Origin of the sequence: Pseudomonas sp. B2M1-30 (assembly GCF_025447575.1) — a bacterium.
GTDB classification, from domain to species: Bacteria; Pseudomonadota; Gammaproteobacteria; order Pseudomonadales; family Pseudomonadaceae; genus Aquipseudomonas; species Aquipseudomonas botevensis.
In genome coordinates, this window is record NZ_JAOEJT010000023.1 from 12801 (window position 1) to 30649 (window position 17849).

Below are 17849 nucleotides of genomic sequence, written 5' to 3' on the forward strand. Positions count from 1 at the left end.
GTATTCCGGCTCCTACTGCTGCTGAACCGAGATCACCGGCGTCGACGCCACCAGCACCTTGGCATGCATCTGCTCGCCCCCGCCGCCGCGACGCATGCCGCGCACCGGACAGGCGTCGAGGTAATCCAGGCCCACCGCCAGTTTCAGGTGTCGCTCCGGCCGCGCCAGTTGATTGGTCACGTCGAAGCTGTACCAGGCGTCATCCAGCCAGGCTTCAGCCCAGGCGTGGCTGGCCAGATGCTCGCAATCCTCGCTGTACAAATAACCCGACACATAACGCGACGGCACCCCGAGACTGCGCGCGCAGGCTAGAAACGCGTGGGTATGGTCCTGGCAAACGCCCGCGCGCCCGGCGAAAGCCTGGGCGGCGCTGGTGTCGACTTCGGTGGAGCCCGGCGTGTACGTCATGTGTTGATTCAGGCCGTGCATCAAGTCGATCAGTGCGGTGCGATCACGACGTTGCTTGCAGGCGTTTTCCGCGAACGCCCGCAGCGCTTCATCCGCTTCGGTCAGACGGGTGAAACGCAGAAACGGCAGCGCCGACTGGCTCTCATGTTCCGCCTCGCGCAACTCATCGATATCGACCTGCCCACGGGCGCCGATGATGATTGCCTCGTGAGGCTCGTCCATGGTCAGCACATGCAGGATGTTGCCGAACGGATCGAGCTGCGCGCGCACCGGACGCGGCAGGTCGAGCTGCCAGCTCAGCACATGCTGGCGCTCGCTGTCATGAGGTGTCAGTCGCAGATACTGGATGCTCGCCCGCACCTGATCTTCGTAGTGATAGGTGGTCTCGTGGCTAATGGAAAGTCTCATGCAGCCTCCAGGTAGGAACTGTGAATGGCGTTGCCCAACTGGCGCACCAGCGGGATGAATTCGTTGAGCCAGGCGTGCAGGCCTTCTTCGAGGATTTCGCTGATGCCGGTGTAGCGCAGGCGCGCGTCCATTTCCGCTGCCAAGCGCTGCGCCGGACGGCCGTTGGCGCCGGGCAGCTGCGCGAGGATCTGGTCGATCTCCTCGGTACACGCCCGCAGCGAGCGCGGCACGTCGGCGCGCAACAGCAGCAGTTCGGCAACATGCCGGGCGCCGGGCGCGTCGCGGTAGATCTCGGTGTAAGCCTCGAACGAGGACAAGGCGCGCAACAATGCACTCCACTGGTAGTAGGCGTGGGCGGTGCCGTCGCTGACCGCTTCGGCCTGATCGCCGGCCATTTCGTAGCGTGCATCGAGCAGGCGCAAAGTGTTGTCCGCCCGCTCGATGAACGTCCCCAGGCGGATGAAACGAAACGCATCGTTACGCATGATGGTGCCGTAGGACGCGCCCCGGAACAGGTGCGAGCGCTCCTTGATCCACTCACAGAAACGGCTCATGCCATAACGTCCGAGGCCCTGCTCGGCGATTCCGCGAATCTCCAGCCAGGTGGCGTTGATGTTTTCCCACATATCGGCGGTGATCCGCCCGCGCACCGCATGGGCACTGGCCCGCGCCGCGCCGAGGCAGCTGTAGATGCTCGCCGGGTTGGCCGCATCGAGGGCAAAGAAATGCAGCAGCCGTTCGGCATGCAACTCGCCGTGGCGCTCCAGGTAATCGTCCAGGGTGCCGGTGATCAGCAGCGGCATGGCGAGTTCGTGCAGGCCATCGCCACGGCCGTCCTGCGGCATCAGCGACAGCGAATAACTGATGTCGAGCATCCGTGCGAGGTTTTCCGCCCGCTCCAGGTAACGCGACATCCAATACAGATCCGAGGCAGTTCTACTTAACATGGCAAGCTTCCTTCAATCCTCGACCACCCAAGTGTCCTTGGTTCCGCCGCCCTGGGAGGAATTCACCACCAGAGAGCCTTCGCGCAGGGCGACACGGGTCAGGCCGCCGGGCACCACCCGGGTTTCGCGACCGGACAGGACAAACGGACGCAGGTCGATGTGGCGCGGCGCGATGCCGTTTTCGACAAAGGTCGGACAGGTCGACAGCGACAGCGTCGGTTGGGCGATGTACGCGTGTGGCTTGGCCTTGATCCGTTCGCGGAACGCATCGATTTCCGCCGTGGTCGCCGCCGGTCCCACCAGCATTCCGTAGCCGCCGGAGCCCTGGGTTTCCTTGACCACCAGGTCCGGCAGATTGGCCAGCACGTGGGACAGCTCGGACGGATTGCGGCACTGCCAGGTCGGCACGTTCTTCAGGATCGGTTCTTCGTCGAGGTAGAAACGGATCATCTCGGTGACAAACGGGTACACCGACTTGTCATCGGCCACGCCGGTGCCGATGGCATTGGCCAGCACCACGTTGCCCGAGCGGTAGGCCGACAACAGCCCCGGCACGCCCAGCATCGAATCCGGACGGAACGCCAGCGGATCGAGGAACGCGTCGTCGAGACGGCGGTAGATCACATCCACCGCTTTCGGACCGTCGGTGGTGCGCATGTATACCTTGTCATCGCGCACGAACAGATCGGCCCCCTCCACCAGCTCGACGCCCATTTCCCGCGCCAGGAACGCGTGCTCGAAAAATGCGCTGTTGAAACGCCCCGGCGTCAGCACCACCACGCTCGGGTCGTCGATGGGGCTGGAGCTTTTCAGAGTGTCGAGCAGCAGGTTCGGGTAATGATCGATCGGCGCGATGCGCTGGGCGGCGAACAGTTCGGGAAACAGCCGCATCATCATCTTGCGGTCTTCGAGCATGTAGCTCACGCCGCTGGGAGTGCGCAGGTTGTCCTCGAGGACGTAATAGGTGCCGTCGCCATCGCGAACCAGATCGACACCGGAGATGTGCGAATAGATGTCGCGGTGCAGATCCAGGCCCTGCATCGCCAACTGGTACTGCTCGTTGGCGAGCACCTGTTCGGCGGGAATGATCCCGGCCTTGATGATCCGTTGCTCGTGGTAAAGGTCGGCGAGAAACATGTTCAACGCCTTGACCCGCTGGATACAGCCGCGTTCGACGACCCGCCACTCGCTGGCGGGAATGCTGCGCGGGATGGTGTCGAAAGGAATCAGGCGTTCGGTGCCCTGCTCGTCCCCATAGAGCGTGAAGGTGATCCCGGCCCGGTGAAACAGCAGATCGGCCTCACGTCGGCGTTGCGCCAGCAGCTCATCAGGCGTGTCGGCCAGCCAACGGGCAAACTCCCGGTAATGCGGACGGACAGCGCCGCCGGCATCGTACATTTCATCAAAATAGGTGCGGATCATGCCGTACTCCTTGTCACCCGGACATACGGACCATCGCAAGGCCCGTGCCATCGGCATAAACGCTTTGATTTCAATCGGTTGGATATTCACGCCACAAGCGTCGCACCATTCCTGTGCAACAAATGCCCCATCCGGATTGCCCCCGCCTCATTGCGACGCAATGGCGTCGCTATCACCAGCATAGTCAGAGTTGATTTCACCGCCCGGCGCGGGCTGCGGATAATCCGCGCATCCGCTGCAAGACTTGCCCCCGGTGAAGTGTTCAGCTCAATGGATCCGGATTGACGTCGCAGTCCGCCAGGCCGTAGCCCTGACCGGTTCCCTCTCCTTATCGGTCTTCCCTTTAGCCACCTTTTCAGGTGGCTTTTTTTTGCCTGCCTGAAACGTTTTGAAAGCAAAAGGTGCCCCAGAAACGACAACGGCCGACCCGAGGGTCAGCCGTTGTTCGATGTGCCAGTCACTGATCAATTCAACCGATGGCGGCTGCGCACCTCCTGTTTGACGCCCCATCCCTCGATGATGCCACCCAAGGGTTCGACCACCGCCGAGAAGCCCTGCTCGAAATCGCCAATGTCGTCGTAGGTGGCGTGCATCACCTTGCTCAATTCCAGAGACCACGCGCCGTCGTCGCGCACGCTGACCTGGGCATTGATGGATTCACCGCGAAACTTGCCTGCCGCCCTGCGCGCCCGCTCCTCGTCCGGGAAAATGGCGTAGAACTCGATGGGATGGAATCGTGAAAAGTCGAAACCGCCTTCTTTCATGCGGCGCAGCACGCTGCTGCTGATGTCTTCTTGATAGGCTGTGCTCATGAATCGTCCCCCTCGCATAGATGGATAGACTTTCCGTATTCCCGCACCGGGTCTGTCGACCGGGCGATTCGGCAACCGCGTTGCCGGCGGGAAACAAGCATGTAGCTGACAAGACCAGACCTTAGCGATCCGTTCGCTGATCTCGCTTGCAGAGTAGCCCCAAGACAGAGGCGCTGCCAAGGCCTGGTTTCGTATGTGACAGGAAGGTTTCAGATCGGCGTGATGCTGCGGATTTCAATGCTGTGCTGGGTTTTCAGGCTTTTGACGCCGGCGTCGGCGGTGCGCCCTTCCAGATCGTTCAGATCCAGCTCGGCGGCGACAGGAAGGTAGCGTTCCTTGATGAGTCTGGCGGCCTGCTCGTGGTTCGGGCATTCCTCACACTCAAAGACTTCGTTGATCAATTCCCCGTGATCATCCACGAAAGTGACGTTCCACTTTGACATCGGAGCCTCCTGGATAAAACCCGCGAATGGGCTTACACCTATCTCGACTTGTCTCAGGAATGATCGTTCCAACGGATCGCGGCGACCCACATGAAAAAAAATTAATTCCGATCAATGCACCTGCGGGAGCGAACTTGCTCGCTCCCGCAGGAAGAACAGACTGAAACGGATGTTCAGTCGTTGCTTGGCTTGTTCACCGCTTGCAGCACGTATTGCGGCAAGGCGAAGGCGCCGATGTGGATTTCCGGGTTGTAGTAACGGGTCACGATGCCGCTGCCGATGAAGCGCTGTTGCAGGGTTTCGCGGCTCAGCTTGCGGTAGGCCGGATTGGTCGAGCCCCAGGCGAAGGTCATCGAACCGCCGATGTAGGTCGGAACCGCCGCTTGATAGAAGTGCCAGTCCGGAAACAGGCTGCGCAGGCGGCCGGCGGTGGTTTTGACTTCGTCGATCTGCATGAACGGCGTGCCGTTCTGGGTCACGAGGATGCCGCCCTCGTTCAGGCAACGGTGGCAGGCCTGGTAGAAGTTCTCCGAGAACAGCACTTCACCCGGACCGATCGGGTCGGTGGAGTCGGAAATGATCACGTCGAACTTTTCAGTGGTGGTGGCGACGAAACGCATGCCGTCGTCGATCACCAGATTCAGGCGTGGGTCGTCATAGGCGCCCTTGGAATGCTCCGGCAGGAACTCCTTGCACATGTCGACCACGGTGCCGTCGATCTCGACCATGGTGATGTGCTCGACGCTGGCGTGTTTGGTCACTTCGCGCAGCATGCCGCCGTCGCCGCCGCCGATGATCAGCACGCGCTTGGCGGTGCCGTGGGCCAGGATCGGTACGTGAGTGAGCATCTCGTGGTAGATGAACTCGTCGGCTTCGGTGGTCTGGATCACGCCGTCCAGCGCCATCACCCGGCCCATGCGCGGGTTCTGGAAAATCACCAGATGCTGGTGTTCGGTGCGCACTTCGTGCAGCAGTTTTTCCATGCGGAAACGCTGGCCGTAGCCTTCGTAGAGGGTTTCCAGGTATTCGCTGGTCTTGGTGACGGTCATGGTCAAGTGCTCCGATGAAATGCGCGGGCGCGGTCGTGGGGACGATTGCCCGGGAAAGGCGCGCATTCTACGTTGCCGAAGATGACAGGTCGAACCTCTGTTGATCGGCTGACCACAATCGCCCGTTGCGGGAGCAGGCTTGCTCCCGCAGGTGGATTTCAGGTTCCTGGAAAAGCTGTCAGATCCGCACATTCCCCCGTGGCCCGGCAATCGCCCAGATAATCAGGCCCAGCACCGGCAGGAGGATGATCAGCAGCACCCAGAGGATTTTCATCCCGGTCTCGGCGCTGCTTTTCAATACGTTGATGATCGCCCAGATGTCGAGCGCGAGAATGATCAGGCCGATCAGACCATTGAACGTGGAACCCATGGTGTCACTCCAGAATAGTGGCATGCACTTTTAGGATAGACCGACGGGCGCAGGGTTCCCTTTTATTGCTCAGACGTGCACAGCGACCTTCAAGGCTTCCAGCGACGGTGCGGCGGCAATGCCGACCTCGGCGCACAGCGCCTGCACCCGCGCCACATCGTTGCCGTAGACCAGCACCACTTGCAGTTCGTCGTCGAGCAACTGGCTGAAATTCATCAGCGTGTAGCCGCCGTTTTCCTTGTTCAGGCTGCTCATCTGCACCTGAATGCGGTTGAGCGCGGTCAACGCTTCGGTCTTGGCCAGTTGTTTTGGCTTGAGGTTGAAATCCACGCCCGGACCGAACGAGGCAACGATCTGCGCGAACAGATCGGCGTAGGTGTCGGCCTGGAACAGCACGGTGTCCGGCAGGCTGCCGACCACCACCCACTCGCCCAGCGGGATCGGGAAGCTGTCGTCGTAGTTGATGTCCGGATTGGCGGTCAGAAAAGCGTCGGTATCGGCGTAGGCCTGCGCCGCTTCATCGGCGACCTTCAGGATCTCGTCCTCGCCCATGCAACCGGAGCTGATTTTGCTGATGAGTTCGACCAGTGCGGCTTTCATGGGGCGGATCCTGTGAAGAAGGGGAAATTCGAGGGCGCGAAGGATACCGCATTCCGTCGCCCTCAGGCGGCTTCGCCACAGGATCGTCGTCGGCTTTAGCCCAGCAGTTTTTCCAGCTGCTTCGTGGTGTCGACCGCGCCCATGGTGCGGGCCGCGTCCAGCGCGGTCACGCCGTTGGCGTCCTTGGCTCGCGGGTCGGCGCCCTGGCTGATCAGGTAGTCGACGATTTCGACCCGGTTGAACATCGCCGCCATCATCAGCGCGGTACGCCCGTCGAAGGACGCACCTTCGATCTGCGCCCCACCCTCGACCAGAGCCCTGACCACCGCCAGGTCACCCTTGAACGCCGCGCCGGCGATCGGACTCTGGCCGTTGCCGTTGCGCTGTTCCGGGTCTGCCTTGTGCTTGAGCAGCACCAACACCGCGTCGACATGGCCGTAGTAGCTGGCCAGCATCAGCAGGGTGTCACCCTTGCCGTTTTTCAGGTTCACCGGCAAACCGGCGCTGATCAGGCGATCCAGCATCACCGCGTCGCCGTCGCGCGCCTTGTTGAATACCTGCTCGGTGAATTCGGCAGCTTCTTCAGGGGTCATCTGGCGGCTTTGGTCGGACATGGGGCAACTCCATTTTCGGTCAATCGGAAAGCCGACAGTTTCCCGAGCGCGACGATAGCTGTCACCCCCTTTTTTCCAAGCCCGCCCATAGCCAATTTCAATAACGGTATCTGCCCTGACGGATGTCGGCCAATACTTGCTCGGTGACCTGCACGTAGGTCTGGCTGCCGGGCAACCAGGCGTAGATCGGATCATCGCCCGTCTGGCCGGGATCGAAACCTTCGTTCTTCAGCCGGGTTTTCTGGTACTTGAAGGTGCCGGTGGTTTCCATTTTCACCTTGACCCGCAGGAACAGCGGCACCGCATAGGCCGGCATGCGCTGACGGGCGAACGCCAGCAGTTCGGCGAAATCCAGGGTCGCCAGGGATTCGGCCGGGGTGATTGCCGCCATGCCCGCGCGGCCGTTGGTATTGGGGATTTCCACGCCATAGGCCACGGCTTCGGAAATCATCGGATGTTGCAGCAACAGGTTCTCGACTTCGGTGGTCGAGACGTTTTCGCCCTTCCAGCGATAGGTGTCGCCCAGGCGGTCGACAAACTGCGCGTGGCCAAAACCGATGTTGCGCAGCAGGTCGCCGGTGTTGAAAAAGCGGTCGCCCTTGGTGAACACATCCTGCAACACGACCTTGGCGGTTTTCTGCGGATCGGTGTAGCCGTCGAGCGGCGCCTTGTCGTCGATCCGCGCCAGCAGCAGGCCCTGTTCGCCCTTGCCGACCTTGCGCATGAAACCATTGTCGCCACGCAGCGGTTCGCCGCTGTCGTGATCGTAGGCCACCAGCTCCCAGGCCATCAGCGAAAAACCGATGGTGTTGTCGAAATTGAGGATGTTGGTGAAACCGATATTGCCGTCGCTGGCAGCATACAGCTCACAGATATGGTCGACCGCGAAGCGCGTCTTGAACTCGGCCCACGCGCCGGGGCGCAGACCGTTACCGATCATCTTGCGCACGTCGTGGCGGCTGTCATCGGCGCTGGCCGGCTGATCCACCAGATAACGGCACAACTCGCCGACGTAACCGAGGGTCGTCGCCCGATAGCGGCGCACGTCACTCCAGAACTGGCTGGCGCTGAACTTGCGGCGAATGGCAAAGCCCGAAGCGCCGTTGATCGCCGCCCCCCAGCACACGCACAGGCCGGTGGCGTGATACAGCGGCAAAGTGCAATAGACGACATCGTCCGGCTGCATGTTCAGGGCGATCATGCCGAAGCTGGCCGAGCTGCGCATCCAGCGGCCATGCTTGAACACCCCGGCCTTGGGCAGACCGGTGGTGCCGGAGGTGTAGATGTAGAAACACGGGTCATCGAAGAAGATCTGCCGGCTGCTGGCCGGGTTATCCACCGAGGCATCGGCACTGGCCCCGATCAGGTTGATAAAACCCTCGGGCGCGCTGCCCGGATGGCTGAAGGTGTCGCGATCGGCGACATACCAGGTGCGCAGCGCCGGGATCGACACTTGTTCGCGCACCGCCGCGAAGGCCGGGAGCAATTCCTCGCCCACCACGATCGCCACCGGGGCCACCAGGTTGATGCTGTGGATCAGGGTGTCGCGGGTCTGCGAGGTATTGAGCAGCGCGCTGACGGCGCCAACCTTGGCCAGAGCCAGAATCGTCACCAGCAGTTCCGGGCGGTTTTCGATGAACACCGCGACCACATCGCCCTTGCCGACGCCCTGCCCGCTCAGGTAGTGAGCGATGCGGTTGGCCCACTGGTTGACCTCGGTATACGTCAGCACCACATCGCCGTGCAGCAACGCCGGGCCATGGGGGTTGTGCAGGGTTGCCTGCTCGAACGTCCAGCCCAGGCCACAGGTTTGGGTCGGATCCTTGACGTTCGCCACTTTCATGCCTTTCACCACCCGGGGGATGGCTTTGGCGATGGTCGGCAGTTTGCGGAGCATCATGCTCCAGGTAATCGTGTCGCTTGACGCGTGGCTCATGGCAGCTCCCGTTCGGCCCTGGCGTGCAGGCCGGTTTTTTATTGTCGGGCAATCAAGTGCGGCAACCGGCGCTTTCGGGCGAGGGTCGAGGCCGAAAATACGTCAGCGCTTTCGAGGATGTACACGCGGTTTTTGCAATGTTTTGTATCCGCCACAACAGGCCTGGCGATGGCGAACGCTACGGGGCGATTTGGTTCCACCGGCGCGACAACGATCCCGCAAAATGCAGGATGCACGATGGCCATTCATGCAGATTGCACGACAGCCCGAACTATCAAAATTTATAAATCATTGATTTATATAGAATTTTAAAATATTCGCTGCTGGCACAATCGCTGCAACTCCCTGCACATGCTTGCCATTCATGTGCATACGGAGCTGAAAGACATGAACCTGATCCAGGAAAAATTTACCTCCCTGTTCTCCAACTTCGACGTCACCACCGCCCCGCGCCCCGATGGCGGGATCCTGCTGACATTGCGCAGCAGCGACGGCAAGGTGTTCAAACGTGCGCTGTCCTATCAGCAACTGCATGCCGGCGATCAATTGTCGTGGGCGATCAGCGCCATCCGTCGTGACCTGGCCGAACAGGCCAGCGAGCTGCCGCAGATTACGATGCTGCAGAGCCAGCAGCGCTTTGCCCTGCCGACCTATCACTCGGCGTAACGGACCCCTTTAAACAAAACAGGCCGTGAAGCATGGCTTCACGGCCTGTTTTGTTTATGCACGAATCGATTGGACTCAGAACGCTTCCGGCTCGATCCCGGTAAAGCTGTCAACGGTCACATGCCCCGCCAGCTCACCGCCCTCACGGGCCAGGCCGCAGGTCTGCAGGCCGGCAGCCTGAGCCGCGTCGAGTTCTTCGACGATGTCCGACAGAAACAGAATCTGCTCCGCCTCGACGCCGGTCGCCTGTTGAATCGTGCGGTAGGACTGCACTTCACGCTTCGGCCCCGACGTAGTGTCGAAGTAGCCGCTGAACAGCGGCGTCAGATCCCCGGCCTCGGAACAGCCGAAAATCAGCTTCTGCGCCTGGATCGAACCGGACGAATACACAAACAGTTGATAACCGGCCTGATGCCAACGCTTCAGCGCTTCGACCGCATCCGGGTAGACGTGCCCCTTCAATTGCCCGGCCTGATAGCCCTGCTCCCAGACCATGCCTTGCAACGCCTTGAGCGGCGTGGCCTTGCGGTCTTCGGCGATCCAGCCCAGCAGAATCTCGACCACACGCTCGACGTCAGCCTGCGGTTCATTGCTGTCACGGCGCACGGCGTTCAGTTGCCCGGCGACATCCGCCCGCTCGGCATTCTGGCGGACAAAATCCGGCAGATGTCTGGCCGCATACGGGAACAGCACGTCGAACACGAAGCTCACCGCGCTGGTGGTGCCTTCGATGTCGGTGAGGATGACCTTGATCGACATCGGCTCAATCCTCCAGACGCGGGAAACGGCCGGCGATGTCTTCGCCGGTGAAGTTGGCGACCCAGCCTTCCGGGTTGTTGAACAGGCGGATCGCCACGAAATGTGGATGCTCGCCCATGTCGAACCAGTGTTTGGTGCCGGCCGGCACCGAAATCAGATCGTTCTTTTCGCAGAGCACGGCGTAGACGTAATCGTCGATGTGCAGAGTAAACAGGCCACGACCGGCAACGAAAAATCGTACTTCGTCCTCGCCATGGCGGTGTTCTTCGAGGAACTTGGCGCGCAGTTCGGCTTTTTGCGGATGATCGCTGTTGAGGCTGACCACATCGACGGTGATGTAACCGCGCTCGGTCATCAGTTTGTCGATCTGCTCCCGGTAGGCGCCGATCACCTCTTCCTGGCTGGCGCCGGGCTGGATCTTCGCGACAGCTTGCCAGCGGTCGAAACGCACGCCCTGCTCGGCCAGGGTCGACGCGATGTCTTCGAAATGGGTCAGCACCTTGTTGGGAATCTCGGGGCTGGAAACGTGGTAGACAGACAGGCTGCTCATGGGGCAATTCCTCGGTATCGGCGACGCCGTCCGGTTTGTGGACACCGGTCAGGCGTGGCGCTGCATCAGGCGGTCGGCGACTGTGGCGCAGTCTGGCCGTTAACGGTTGAGTACGCTGCGGGTTTTCAACTCGCATTCAAACAGGAATTCGAAAGCCTCGATCTGCCGCAGTGCGTCGCTCATGCGCGCACCCCAGGTGTAGAGGCCGTGGCCACGGATCAGATAACCCACGCAATCGGGATGGGCGTCGAGCCAAGGCTGCACCTTGGCGGCGAGGCGCGCAATGTCCTGATCGTTGTCGAAGATCGGCACGCGCACCCGGGATTCGTGGGTGGAAATGCCGCTGAAGGCTTTTTGCAGTTCGTAGTCTTCGAACTCGATGAAGTCTTCCGGGGTCAGGCGCGACAGCACGGTGGCGTTCACCGAATGGGTGTGCAATACCGCACCGATTTCCTCGCGCCAGCGATAGAGCTGGGTGTGCAGCAGAGTTTCGGCGGACGGTTTCTTGCCCGGCTCCAGGCTGTTGCCGTCAAGGTCCGTTGCCAGCACGTCGTCCAGGCCCAGTTGGCCCTTGTGTTTGCCGGAGACGGTCAGCAGCGCTTCGCTCGGCGACAGCCGTGTCGAGTAATTGCTGCTGGTAGCCGGCGACCAGCCGCGACCATAAAGAAACTGCCCGGCATCGATGATTTGCTGGGCGAGCTGTTCACGCGTAAGGCTCATGGCCTGTCCTCTTGCATACGTGTGGCAATGATAACGGCAGCAGCGAGCGCCGCGAGACTGGCAATACTAAAGGTCAATGTGGCGCCCAGGGCATTCCAGCTGTAACCGGCATACAGCGCGCCGAGCGCACCACCGGTGCCGGCCAGCGCGGCGTACAACGCTTGGCCCTGGCCTTGCTGACGTGCGCCGAAACTACGTTGCACGAACTGGATGGCAGCGGCGTGAAAGCTGCCGAAGGTCGCCGCGTGCAGCACCTGCGCGAACAGCAGTACCCCGAGGAATTCGGCGAACGCTCCGAGCAGCACCCAGCGCAGTGCCGCCAGCAGGAAACTCGCCATCAACACCCGGCGCAACGAAAAACGCGCGAGGATCCGGCTCATCGCCATGAACATCAGCACTTCGGCGACCACGCCGACCGCCCAGAGCATGCCGATCACGCCGCGGCTGTAGCCCAGTCGCTCAAGGTGCAACGTCAGAAACGTGTAATACGGCCCGTGGCTCATCTGCATCAGCGCAACGCAGCCATAAAACGCCAGCACGCCAGGACTGCGCAACTGCTTGAGAAAGCCCTCGCCGGTCGGCCGGTTGCCCTGGGCCGGTTGCGCATTCGGCACCCACAGGCTGCTGAGCACGATTCCGGCCATGATCAGCACCAGCGCCGCCGGATAGATGTCGAGGCTGAGCCATTCGAACAACCGGCCCAGCGCGACCACGGTGATGATGAAGCCGATCGAACCCCAGAGACGAATCTGGCTGTAGCGCGAGGTCTGGCCCTGCAAATGCGCCAGGGTGATGACTTCGAACTGCGGCAGTACCGCGTGCCAGAAGAAGGCGTGCAGGGCCATAACCATCGCCAGCCAGGCGTAGCTCTTGCTGACGAAGATCAGCGAAAAGGTCAGCAGCGTACACACCGCGCCAAAGCGCACGATGGCCAGGCGTCGGCCGGTGTAGTCACCGAGCCAGCCCCAGATGTTCGGCGCGACGCAGCGCATCAGCATCGGGATCGCCACCAGCTCACCGATGCGCGCGGCGCTGAATCCGAGGTGATCGAAGTACAGCGCCAGAAACGGCGCCGTCGAGCCGAGCAAGGCGAAATAGAACAGATAGAAACTGGACAGCCGCCAGTACGGGAGCGCCGCCACGCCCGTCAGACCGCAGCGGCTACAGAGTCACCCATCAAAGCTGACCCAGGATCGGCGTACTCACGCGCACATCGGCGTTCTGCCCGCGATGACGCAGCAGGTGGTCCATCAGCACGATCGCCATCATCGCTTCGGCAATCGGCGTGGCGCGGATGCCGACGCAGGGGTCATGACGACCTTTGGTGATGACCTCGACCGGGTTGCCATGGATGTCGATCGAACGGCCCGGCGTGGTGATGCTCGATGTCGGCTTCAAGGCCAGATGGGCAACGATCGGCTGACCGGACGAGATACCGCCGAGGATGCCGCCAGCGTTGTTGCTGAGGAAACCTTCCGGGGTCAGTTCATCGCGGTGTTCGGTGCCACGCTGGGCGACCGAGGCGAAACCGGCGCCGATTTCCACACCTTTGACGGCATTGATGCTCATCAGCGCGTGCGCCAGTTCGGCGTCGAGACGGTCGAAGATCGGCTCGCCGAGGCCCGGCATCACGCCTTCGGCCACCACGGTGATCTTCGCCCCGACCGAGTCCTGGTCGCGGCGCAACTGGTCCATGTAGGCTTCCAGCTCCGGCACCTTGTCCGGGTCCGGGCTGAAGAACGCGTTCTGTTCTACCGAATCCCAGGTCTTGAACGGGATTTCAATCGGCCCGAGCTGGCTCATGTAGCCACGAATGACGATGCCCTGGGTCGCCAGGTACTTCTTGGCGATAGCGCCAGCGGCCACGCGCATGGCGGTTTCCCGCGCCGAACTGCGACCGCCGCCGCGATAGTCGCGCTCGCCGTATTTGTGGTGGTAGGTGTAGTCGGCATGGGCCGGGCGGAACAGATCCTTGATCGCCGAGTAGTCCTTGGACTTCTGGTCGGTGTTACGGATCAGCAGGCCGATGGCGCAACCGGTGGTGCGGCCCTCGAACACGCCGGAGAGGATTTCGACTTCATCGGCTTCCTGGCGCTGGGTGGTGTGGCGGCTGGTGCCCGGCTTGCGGCGATCGAGGTCGCGCTGCAGGTCTTCTAGGGAAATCTCCAGGCCCGGCGGGCAGCCGTCGACAATGGCGACCAACGCCGGACCATGGCTTTCGCCTGCGGTGGTGACAGTGAACAACTTGCCGTAGGTATTGCCGGACATGCAGAACGCTCCGTGAAATCAAACCCAAATTCGTGATGTGCGCCAGTATACGCAGCCTAACCGACTAGTTCATCCTCGAACCTTAGTGGTGTTGGCGAGTCCAACCGGCACCTTGGCAAATGATGGCGTGATGATGCTGCGAGTTTTGATCTTGAGCCTTACCCTGTTTACTGGCTTCGTCCAGGCGACTGTCCTGCAACGTCCGGTGACTTTGGACACCGGTCGCGGCGAACTTTTCGGCTCGCTGTTGCTGCCCAAATCCGACAAACCGGTGCCGGTTGTCCTGATTCTTTCAGGCTCGGGTCCTACAGATCGTGACGGAAACAACCCCGACGGCGGACGCAACGACAGCCTCAAGCGCCTGGCCTGGGTGCTGGCCAAACACAATGTCGCCAGCGTGCGCTTCGACAAGCGCGGCGTCGCCGCGAGCCTGGCCGCGACCCCGGACGAGCGTAATCTGACGGTCGATGCCTACGTGGCGGATGCGGTGGCCTGGGGCAACAAGCTCAAGGCCGATCCGCGCTTCGGCCCGTTGATCCTGCTCGGCCACAGCGAAGGCGCGCTGATTGCCACACTCGCCGCGCCACAGCTGGATGCCGCCGGGGTGATTTCCCTGTCCGGCAGCGCCCGGCCGATCGATCAGGTGCTGCGCCAGCAATTGGCCCAACGCCTGCCGCCACCGCTGATGCTGCGCAGCAACCAATTGCTCGACAGCCTCAAGGCCGGGCACACCGACGACAATGTGCCGGCGCCGTTGCAGGTGATTTTCCGTCCGAGCGTGCAGCCGTACCTGATCTCGCTGTTTCGTCAGGAGCCGGCGAAAGCCTTCGCGAAACTGACAATGCCGGCGCTGATCGTTCAGGGCAGCAACGACATTCAGGTTCAGGTCGACGACGCGAAGCGGCTCAAGGCTGCCAAACCGGACGCACAACTGGCCTTGATCGAAGGGATGAACCACGTTTTGCGCATCGTACCCAACGACGTCAAACGCCAGTTGGCGTCCTATAAAGATCCGAATCTGCCGCTGGCGGCGGAACTGGGCAGCCGGATCCTCGAGTTTATTGACGGACTTCGTACCCGATAAGCGCCGTTGCCCTCCAGTCTTGCAAAAAGCGGCCGATAAGCCTTTGTCGCCAGCGTACCGGCTGGCGACAAGCAGCTTGGACAGGATCTCGCCGTTATGACTGATACCCAGACTTCACCCGACACCACCGCTGAAAAAGACGCACCGCCAGCGGTCGAGCTGCCTTGGGCGGATGTCCACGTCGAGCACCACAAGATGCTCCGCCTGGCGCCGTTGCAGACCGATCGCAACACCGGCGGGCGGCCGCTGCGCTTTGTCGAATTCGGTTACGCCGAGCGCAACAGCAAGGAACACAGCCTGATGCGCATGGCGATCAAGCTACCCGCTCAGCGCGTGCGTAAAGAACAGAACCAGCTCGACGTGTGGGTCGACCACAAGACCAAACGCGTGCATTTCGGCCCGGACAGCGGTTTGCAGATCGAACCGCTGAATCGCGGCATCGGCCGTTTCATGGCGGCTCAGGGCATCACCTGGGCGAAAAAGCGCTGGCCCGGCTACACCGTCGACGGCATGGACTTGAACAACAAGGACGCGCTGAACGAAGACACCCGCCTGCGCCGCGATCATTTCCTGCGGGTGCACGGTTTTGACGTCGCTTACGCCGACGCCCAGCACCTCAAAGGCAGTGTCAAAGAGGTTCAGGTTGGTGACCTGCTCGCAGACTGGAACAGCGAAAAACTGCAGATCGTCGAGATTCTCGAAGCGGCGCAGATGCTGCAACAGGCCGAGCAGAACCTGGCCGAGCAGGAAGTGAAGCTGAAAAAGCAGGAAGAGAAAGTCAGCAAGTTCAAGCGCGAAGACGCCGGATTGCGCTTCACCATTACGTGCCTGGTGGCGTTTGCGGTGTTTCAGGCCGGGTTGCTGATCTGGATTGCTACCCATCGGTAAGATTCAAGACCCAGGCAACGCATTCGCGGACAAGCCCGCTCCCACAAGGATCGCCATGAACCCGTGGGAGCGGGCTTGCCCGCGAAGCTTTTAACGGTCAGATGCGCGAGGCGAACAACGCCTGATGGTCGCGGCACTGCTCGGCGGTCAGCATGAACACGCCATGCCCGCCGCGCTGGAACTCCAGCCAGGCGAAATCGACTTCCGGGTACAACGCTTCGACATGCACCTGGCTGTTGCCGACTTCAACAATCAGCAAGCCTTTCTCGGTCAGGTGATCCGCCGCTTCGGCGAGCATCCGGCGCACCAGGTTCAGACCGTCGTCACCGCAGGCCAGGCCCAGTTCCGGTTCGTGCTGGTACTCGCCCGGCATGTCGGCGAAATCTTCCGCATCGACATAAGGCGGGTTCGACACGATCAAGTCGAAACGCTGCCCCGGCAACCCATCGAAGCCATCGCCCTGAACGGTGAACACGCGCTCGTCGACGCCATGGCGCTCGATGTTCTGATTGGCCACTTCCAGCGCTTCGAACGACAGATCCGCCAGCACCACTTCGGCGTCCTGGAACTCGTAGGCACAGGCGATGCCGATGCAGCCGGAGCCGGTGCACAGGTCGAGAATCCGCGCCGGCTCAGTGCCGATCCACGGCGCAAAGCGGTTTTCGATCAGCTCGCCAATCGGCGAACGCGGGATCAGCACGCGCTCGTCGACGATGAACGACATGCCGCAGAACCAGGCTTCACCCAACAGGTACGCGGTCGGAATGCGCTCTTCGATGCGGCGCTTGAGCAAGCGTTGCAGGTTGACCAGTTCATCGTCTTCCAGCGCGCAGTCAAGGTAGGCGTCGGCGATTTCCCATGGCAGGTGCAGCGCGCCCAGCACCAGTTGCCGGGCTTCGTCCCAGGCGTTGTCGGTGCCATGGCCGAAAAACAGATCCTCCCCATGGAAGCGGCTGACGGCCCAACGGATATGGTCACGCAGGGTACGAAGGCGGGAAGTGATCACGGCGCAGAACTCCAGAAAAAACGACTGGCGATTCTAGCAGCCAAAACGCGCCACGACGACGCAGGAAAAACTCTGGGTCACCAGTAGGACTTTTCCGATTTTCTATTCAGCTATTGAACAGAACGTGTAACTTGACAAGGCTGCAGGCCAGTAACGACGGTGCCTACGATGGTAGCGATTCACAGAAGCGCTCAGCCAGAGGACAATGTCGCAAAAGCCCCACCCCAAGGAGCCCCAGAATGTCCGTTCCAAAAACGATGTTTCAACTCAGCGGTCGCGGTTACGCAGCGGCCACGTTGAGCCATGCCACCCTGGTCATCATCGATGCCCAGAAAGAATATCTCAGTGGCCCGCTGGCCCTGAGCGGCATGGACGCAGCTGTCGCGAACATCAAACAACTGGTGACCGCCGCCCGCGCGGCCGGTCGACCGATCGTGCATGTGCGTCACCTCGGCACCGTCGGCGGCCTGTTCGACCCGCAGGGCGAGCGCGGCGAGTTCATCGCCGGGCTGGAACCCCTGAGCGATGAAACCGTCATCGGCAAACTGCTGCCGAGCGCGTTCCACGGCACCGAACTCTACGATCACCTGCAAACCATCGGCTCGCTGGATCTGATCGTCTGCGGCTTCATGAGTCATTCCAGCGTCAGCACCACCGTGCGTGCGGCGAAGAACCTGGGCTTCCGTTGCACCCTCGTCGAAGATGCCTGCGCCACTCGCGACCTGCCGTTCAAGGGCCGCGTGCTCAGTGCCGAGCAGGTGCAGGAAGCGGAAATGGCGATCATGGCCGACAACTTCGCCACGCTCGCCAAAACCCAGGATTTCGCCTGAATCAGCGCTCGATGAGCGGCCCATGCCGCCGCTCATCCGCAAAAAGCTCGCATTTGCTTCAATTACCCT

The 17849-nt window shown here is 61.5% G+C and carries 20 protein-coding genes; 4 read left to right on the forward strand and 16 right to left on the reverse strand.

Annotated features, from left to right (window positions below; genetic code table 11):
• Positions 1–12 precede the first annotated feature (12 nt).
• From N8H74_RS28035 to N8H74_RS28080, 10 genes are all read right to left on the reverse strand, one after another.
• Complete coding sequence (locus tag N8H74_RS28035; RefSeq protein WP_262151905.1) at positions 13–816, reverse strand: transglutaminase family protein; 804 nt, start codon at positions 814–816, stop codon at positions 13–15.
• Entirely contained in the window at positions 813–1763 is a 951-nt protein-coding gene (locus N8H74_RS28040; protein WP_262151907.1) for an alpha-E domain-containing protein, read from the reverse strand. Before N8H74_RS28040 ends, N8H74_RS28035 begins: the two co-directional genes overlap by 4 nt.
• A 12-nt stretch (positions 1764–1775) precedes the next feature.
• Complete coding sequence (locus N8H74_RS28045) at positions 1776–3185, reverse strand: circularly permuted type 2 ATP-grasp protein (RefSeq protein WP_217834613.1); 1410 nt, start codon at positions 3183–3185, stop codon at positions 1776–1778.
• A gap of 464 nt (positions 3186–3649) precedes the next feature.
• Positions 3650–3997: a ribonuclease E inhibitor RraB gene (locus tag N8H74_RS28050; protein ID WP_217834614.1), complete on the reverse strand. Its 348-nt coding sequence runs from the start codon at positions 3995–3997 to the stop codon at positions 3650–3652.
• A gap of 209 nt (positions 3998–4206) precedes the next feature.
• Positions 4207–4440 carry a hypothetical protein gene (locus tag N8H74_RS28055; protein ID WP_217834615.1) on the reverse strand — a complete coding sequence of 78 codons (234 nt, stop codon included), beginning with the start codon at positions 4438–4440 and terminating at the stop codon, positions 4207–4209.
• Between the two features lie 173 nt (positions 4441–4613).
• Positions 4614–5489 carry a polyamine aminopropyltransferase gene (gene speE, locus N8H74_RS28060; RefSeq protein WP_217834616.1) on the reverse strand — a complete coding sequence of 292 codons (876 nt, stop codon included), beginning with the start codon at positions 5487–5489 and terminating at the stop codon, positions 4614–4616.
• A 178-nt stretch (positions 5490–5667) separates the two neighbouring features.
• Positions 5668–5859, reverse strand: a complete 192-nt coding sequence (locus N8H74_RS28065) for a PLDc N-terminal domain-containing protein (protein WP_217834617.1) — start codon at positions 5857–5859, stop codon at positions 5668–5670.
• 69 nt (positions 5860–5928) lie between these two features.
• A complete protein-coding gene (locus N8H74_RS28070) occupies positions 5929–6459 on the reverse strand; it encodes a hypothetical protein (protein ID WP_262151911.1) in 531 nt (176 codons plus the stop codon).
• A 95-nt stretch (positions 6460–6554) separates the two neighbouring features.
• Positions 6555–7073 (reverse strand): ankyrin repeat domain-containing protein, encoded by a 519-nt coding sequence (locus N8H74_RS28075; RefSeq protein WP_262151913.1) that lies wholly within the window; start codon positions 7071–7073, stop codon positions 6555–6557.
• A 97-nt stretch (positions 7074–7170) separates the two neighbouring features.
• The gene (locus N8H74_RS28080) at positions 7171–9009 is read right to left on the reverse strand and encodes a long-chain-acyl-CoA synthetase (protein ID WP_262151915.1); all 1839 of its coding nucleotides are present in this window, start codon (positions 9007–9009) and stop codon (positions 7171–7173) included.
• A 387-nt stretch (positions 9010–9396) separates the two neighbouring features.
• Here N8H74_RS28080 and N8H74_RS28085 point away from each other — a divergent pair, with 387 nt between their 5' ends.
• Positions 9397–9675: a DUF3509 domain-containing protein gene (locus N8H74_RS28085; RefSeq protein ID WP_217834621.1), complete on the forward strand. Its 279-nt coding sequence runs from the start codon at positions 9397–9399 to the stop codon at positions 9673–9675.
• 75 nt (positions 9676–9750) lie between these two features.
• Here N8H74_RS28085 and mtnC read toward each other — a convergent pair whose 3' ends face one another.
• The 5 genes from mtnC to aroC form a co-directional block, all read right to left on the reverse strand.
• Entirely contained in the window at positions 9751–10434 is a 684-nt protein-coding gene (gene mtnC / locus N8H74_RS28090; RefSeq protein WP_262151917.1) for an acireductone synthase, read from the reverse strand.
• Between the two features lie 4 nt (positions 10435–10438).
• Positions 10439–10984, reverse strand: a complete 546-nt coding sequence (locus N8H74_RS28095; RefSeq protein ID WP_262151919.1) for an acireductone dioxygenase — start codon at positions 10982–10984, stop codon at positions 10439–10441.
• 99 nt (positions 10985–11083) lie between these two features.
• Positions 11084–11704, reverse strand: a complete 621-nt coding sequence (locus N8H74_RS28100; protein ID WP_262151921.1) for a methylthioribulose 1-phosphate dehydratase — start codon at positions 11702–11704, stop codon at positions 11084–11086.
• Positions 11701–12846: an MFS transporter gene (locus N8H74_RS28105; RefSeq protein WP_217834625.1), complete on the reverse strand. Its 1146-nt coding sequence runs from the start codon at positions 12844–12846 to the stop codon at positions 11701–11703. Before N8H74_RS28105 ends, N8H74_RS28100 begins: the two co-directional genes overlap by 4 nt.
• A 34-nt stretch (positions 12847–12880) precedes the next feature.
• Positions 12881–13972, reverse strand: a complete 1092-nt coding sequence (gene aroC / locus N8H74_RS28110; protein ID WP_262151923.1) for a chorismate synthase — start codon at positions 13970–13972, stop codon at positions 12881–12883.
• A 130-nt stretch (positions 13973–14102) separates the two neighbouring features.
• Here aroC and N8H74_RS28115 point away from each other — a divergent pair, with 130 nt between their 5' ends.
• Both N8H74_RS28115 and N8H74_RS28120 read left to right on the forward strand, forming a co-directional pair.
• Positions 14103–15056, forward strand: a complete 954-nt coding sequence (locus N8H74_RS28115) for a lysophospholipase (protein ID WP_262151925.1) — start codon at positions 14103–14105, stop codon at positions 15054–15056.
• Positions 15057–15152: 96 nt separating this feature from the next.
• Positions 15153–15944 (forward strand): hypothetical protein, encoded by a 792-nt coding sequence (locus N8H74_RS28120; protein ID WP_217834628.1) that lies wholly within the window; start codon positions 15153–15155, stop codon positions 15942–15944.
• Positions 15945–16041: 97 nt separating this feature from the next.
• Here the strand turns inward: N8H74_RS28120 and prmB are convergent, their stop codons facing one another.
• Positions 16042–16950, reverse strand: a complete 909-nt coding sequence (gene prmB, locus N8H74_RS28125; RefSeq protein ID WP_262151927.1) for a 50S ribosomal protein L3 N(5)-glutamine methyltransferase — start codon at positions 16948–16950, stop codon at positions 16042–16044.
• Between the two features lie 239 nt (positions 16951–17189).
• On the opposite strand from prmB, the gene N8H74_RS28130 reads away from it, so the two are divergent.
• Positions 17190–17780, forward strand: a complete 591-nt coding sequence (locus N8H74_RS28130; RefSeq protein ID WP_217834630.1) for a cysteine hydrolase family protein — start codon at positions 17190–17192, stop codon at positions 17778–17780.
• The last annotated feature ends 69 nt before the right edge of the window (positions 17781–17849 follow it).

What these genes read in the sequence shown, in the direction of transcription:
- N8H74_RS28035 (WP_262151905.1), bottom strand. Translation starts at nt 816, where the DNA reads ATGAGACTTTCCATTAGCCACGAGACCACCTATCACTACGAAGATCAG.
- N8H74_RS28040 (WP_262151907.1), bottom strand. Translation starts at nt 1,763, where the DNA reads ATGTTAAGTAGAACTGCCTCGGATCTGTATTGGATGTCGCGTTACCTG.
- N8H74_RS28045 (WP_217834613.1), bottom strand. Translation starts at nt 3,185, where the DNA reads ATGATCCGCACCTATTTTGATGAAATGTACGATGCCGGCGGCGCTGTC.
- N8H74_RS28050 (WP_217834614.1), bottom strand. Translation starts at nt 3,997, where the DNA reads ATGAGCACAGCCTATCAAGAAGACATCAGCAGCAGCGTGCTGCGCCGC.
- N8H74_RS28055 (WP_217834615.1), bottom strand. Translation starts at nt 4,440, where the DNA reads ATGTCAAAGTGGAACGTCACTTTCGTGGATGATCACGGGGAATTGATC.
- speE (WP_217834616.1), bottom strand. Translation starts at nt 5,489, where the DNA reads ATGACCGTCACCAAGACCAGCGAATACCTGGAAACCCTCTACGAAGGC.
- N8H74_RS28065 (WP_217834617.1), bottom strand. Translation starts at nt 5,859, where the DNA reads ATGGGTTCCACGTTCAATGGTCTGATCGGCCTGATCATTCTCGCGCTC.
- N8H74_RS28070 (WP_262151911.1), bottom strand. Translation starts at nt 6,459, where the DNA reads ATGAAAGCCGCACTGGTCGAACTCATCAGCAAAATCAGCTCCGGTTGC.
- N8H74_RS28075 (WP_262151913.1), bottom strand. Translation starts at nt 7,073, where the DNA reads ATGTCCGACCAAAGCCGCCAGATGACCCCTGAAGAAGCTGCCGAATTC.
- N8H74_RS28080 (WP_262151915.1), bottom strand. Translation starts at nt 9,009, where the DNA reads ATGAGCCACGCGTCAAGCGACACGATTACCTGGAGCATGATGCTCCGC.
- N8H74_RS28085 (WP_217834621.1), top strand. Translation starts at nt 9,397, where the DNA reads ATGAACCTGATCCAGGAAAAATTTACCTCCCTGTTCTCCAACTTCGAC.
- mtnC (WP_262151917.1), bottom strand. Translation starts at nt 10,434, where the DNA reads ATGTCGATCAAGGTCATCCTCACCGACATCGAAGGCACCACCAGCGCG.
- N8H74_RS28095 (WP_262151919.1), bottom strand. Translation starts at nt 10,984, where the DNA reads ATGAGCAGCCTGTCTGTCTACCACGTTTCCAGCCCCGAGATTCCCAAC.
- N8H74_RS28100 (WP_262151921.1), bottom strand. Translation starts at nt 11,704, where the DNA reads ATGAGCCTTACGCGTGAACAGCTCGCCCAGCAAATCATCGATGCCGGG.
- aroC (WP_262151923.1), bottom strand. Translation starts at nt 13,972, where the DNA reads ATGTCCGGCAATACCTACGGCAAGTTGTTCACTGTCACCACCGCAGGC.
- N8H74_RS28115 (WP_262151925.1), top strand. Translation starts at nt 14,103, where the DNA reads ATGATGCTGCGAGTTTTGATCTTGAGCCTTACCCTGTTTACTGGCTTC.
- N8H74_RS28120 (WP_217834628.1), top strand. Translation starts at nt 15,153, where the DNA reads ATGACTGATACCCAGACTTCACCCGACACCACCGCTGAAAAAGACGCA.
- N8H74_RS28130 (WP_217834630.1), top strand. Translation starts at nt 17,190, where the DNA reads ATGTCCGTTCCAAAAACGATGTTTCAACTCAGCGGTCGCGGTTACGCA.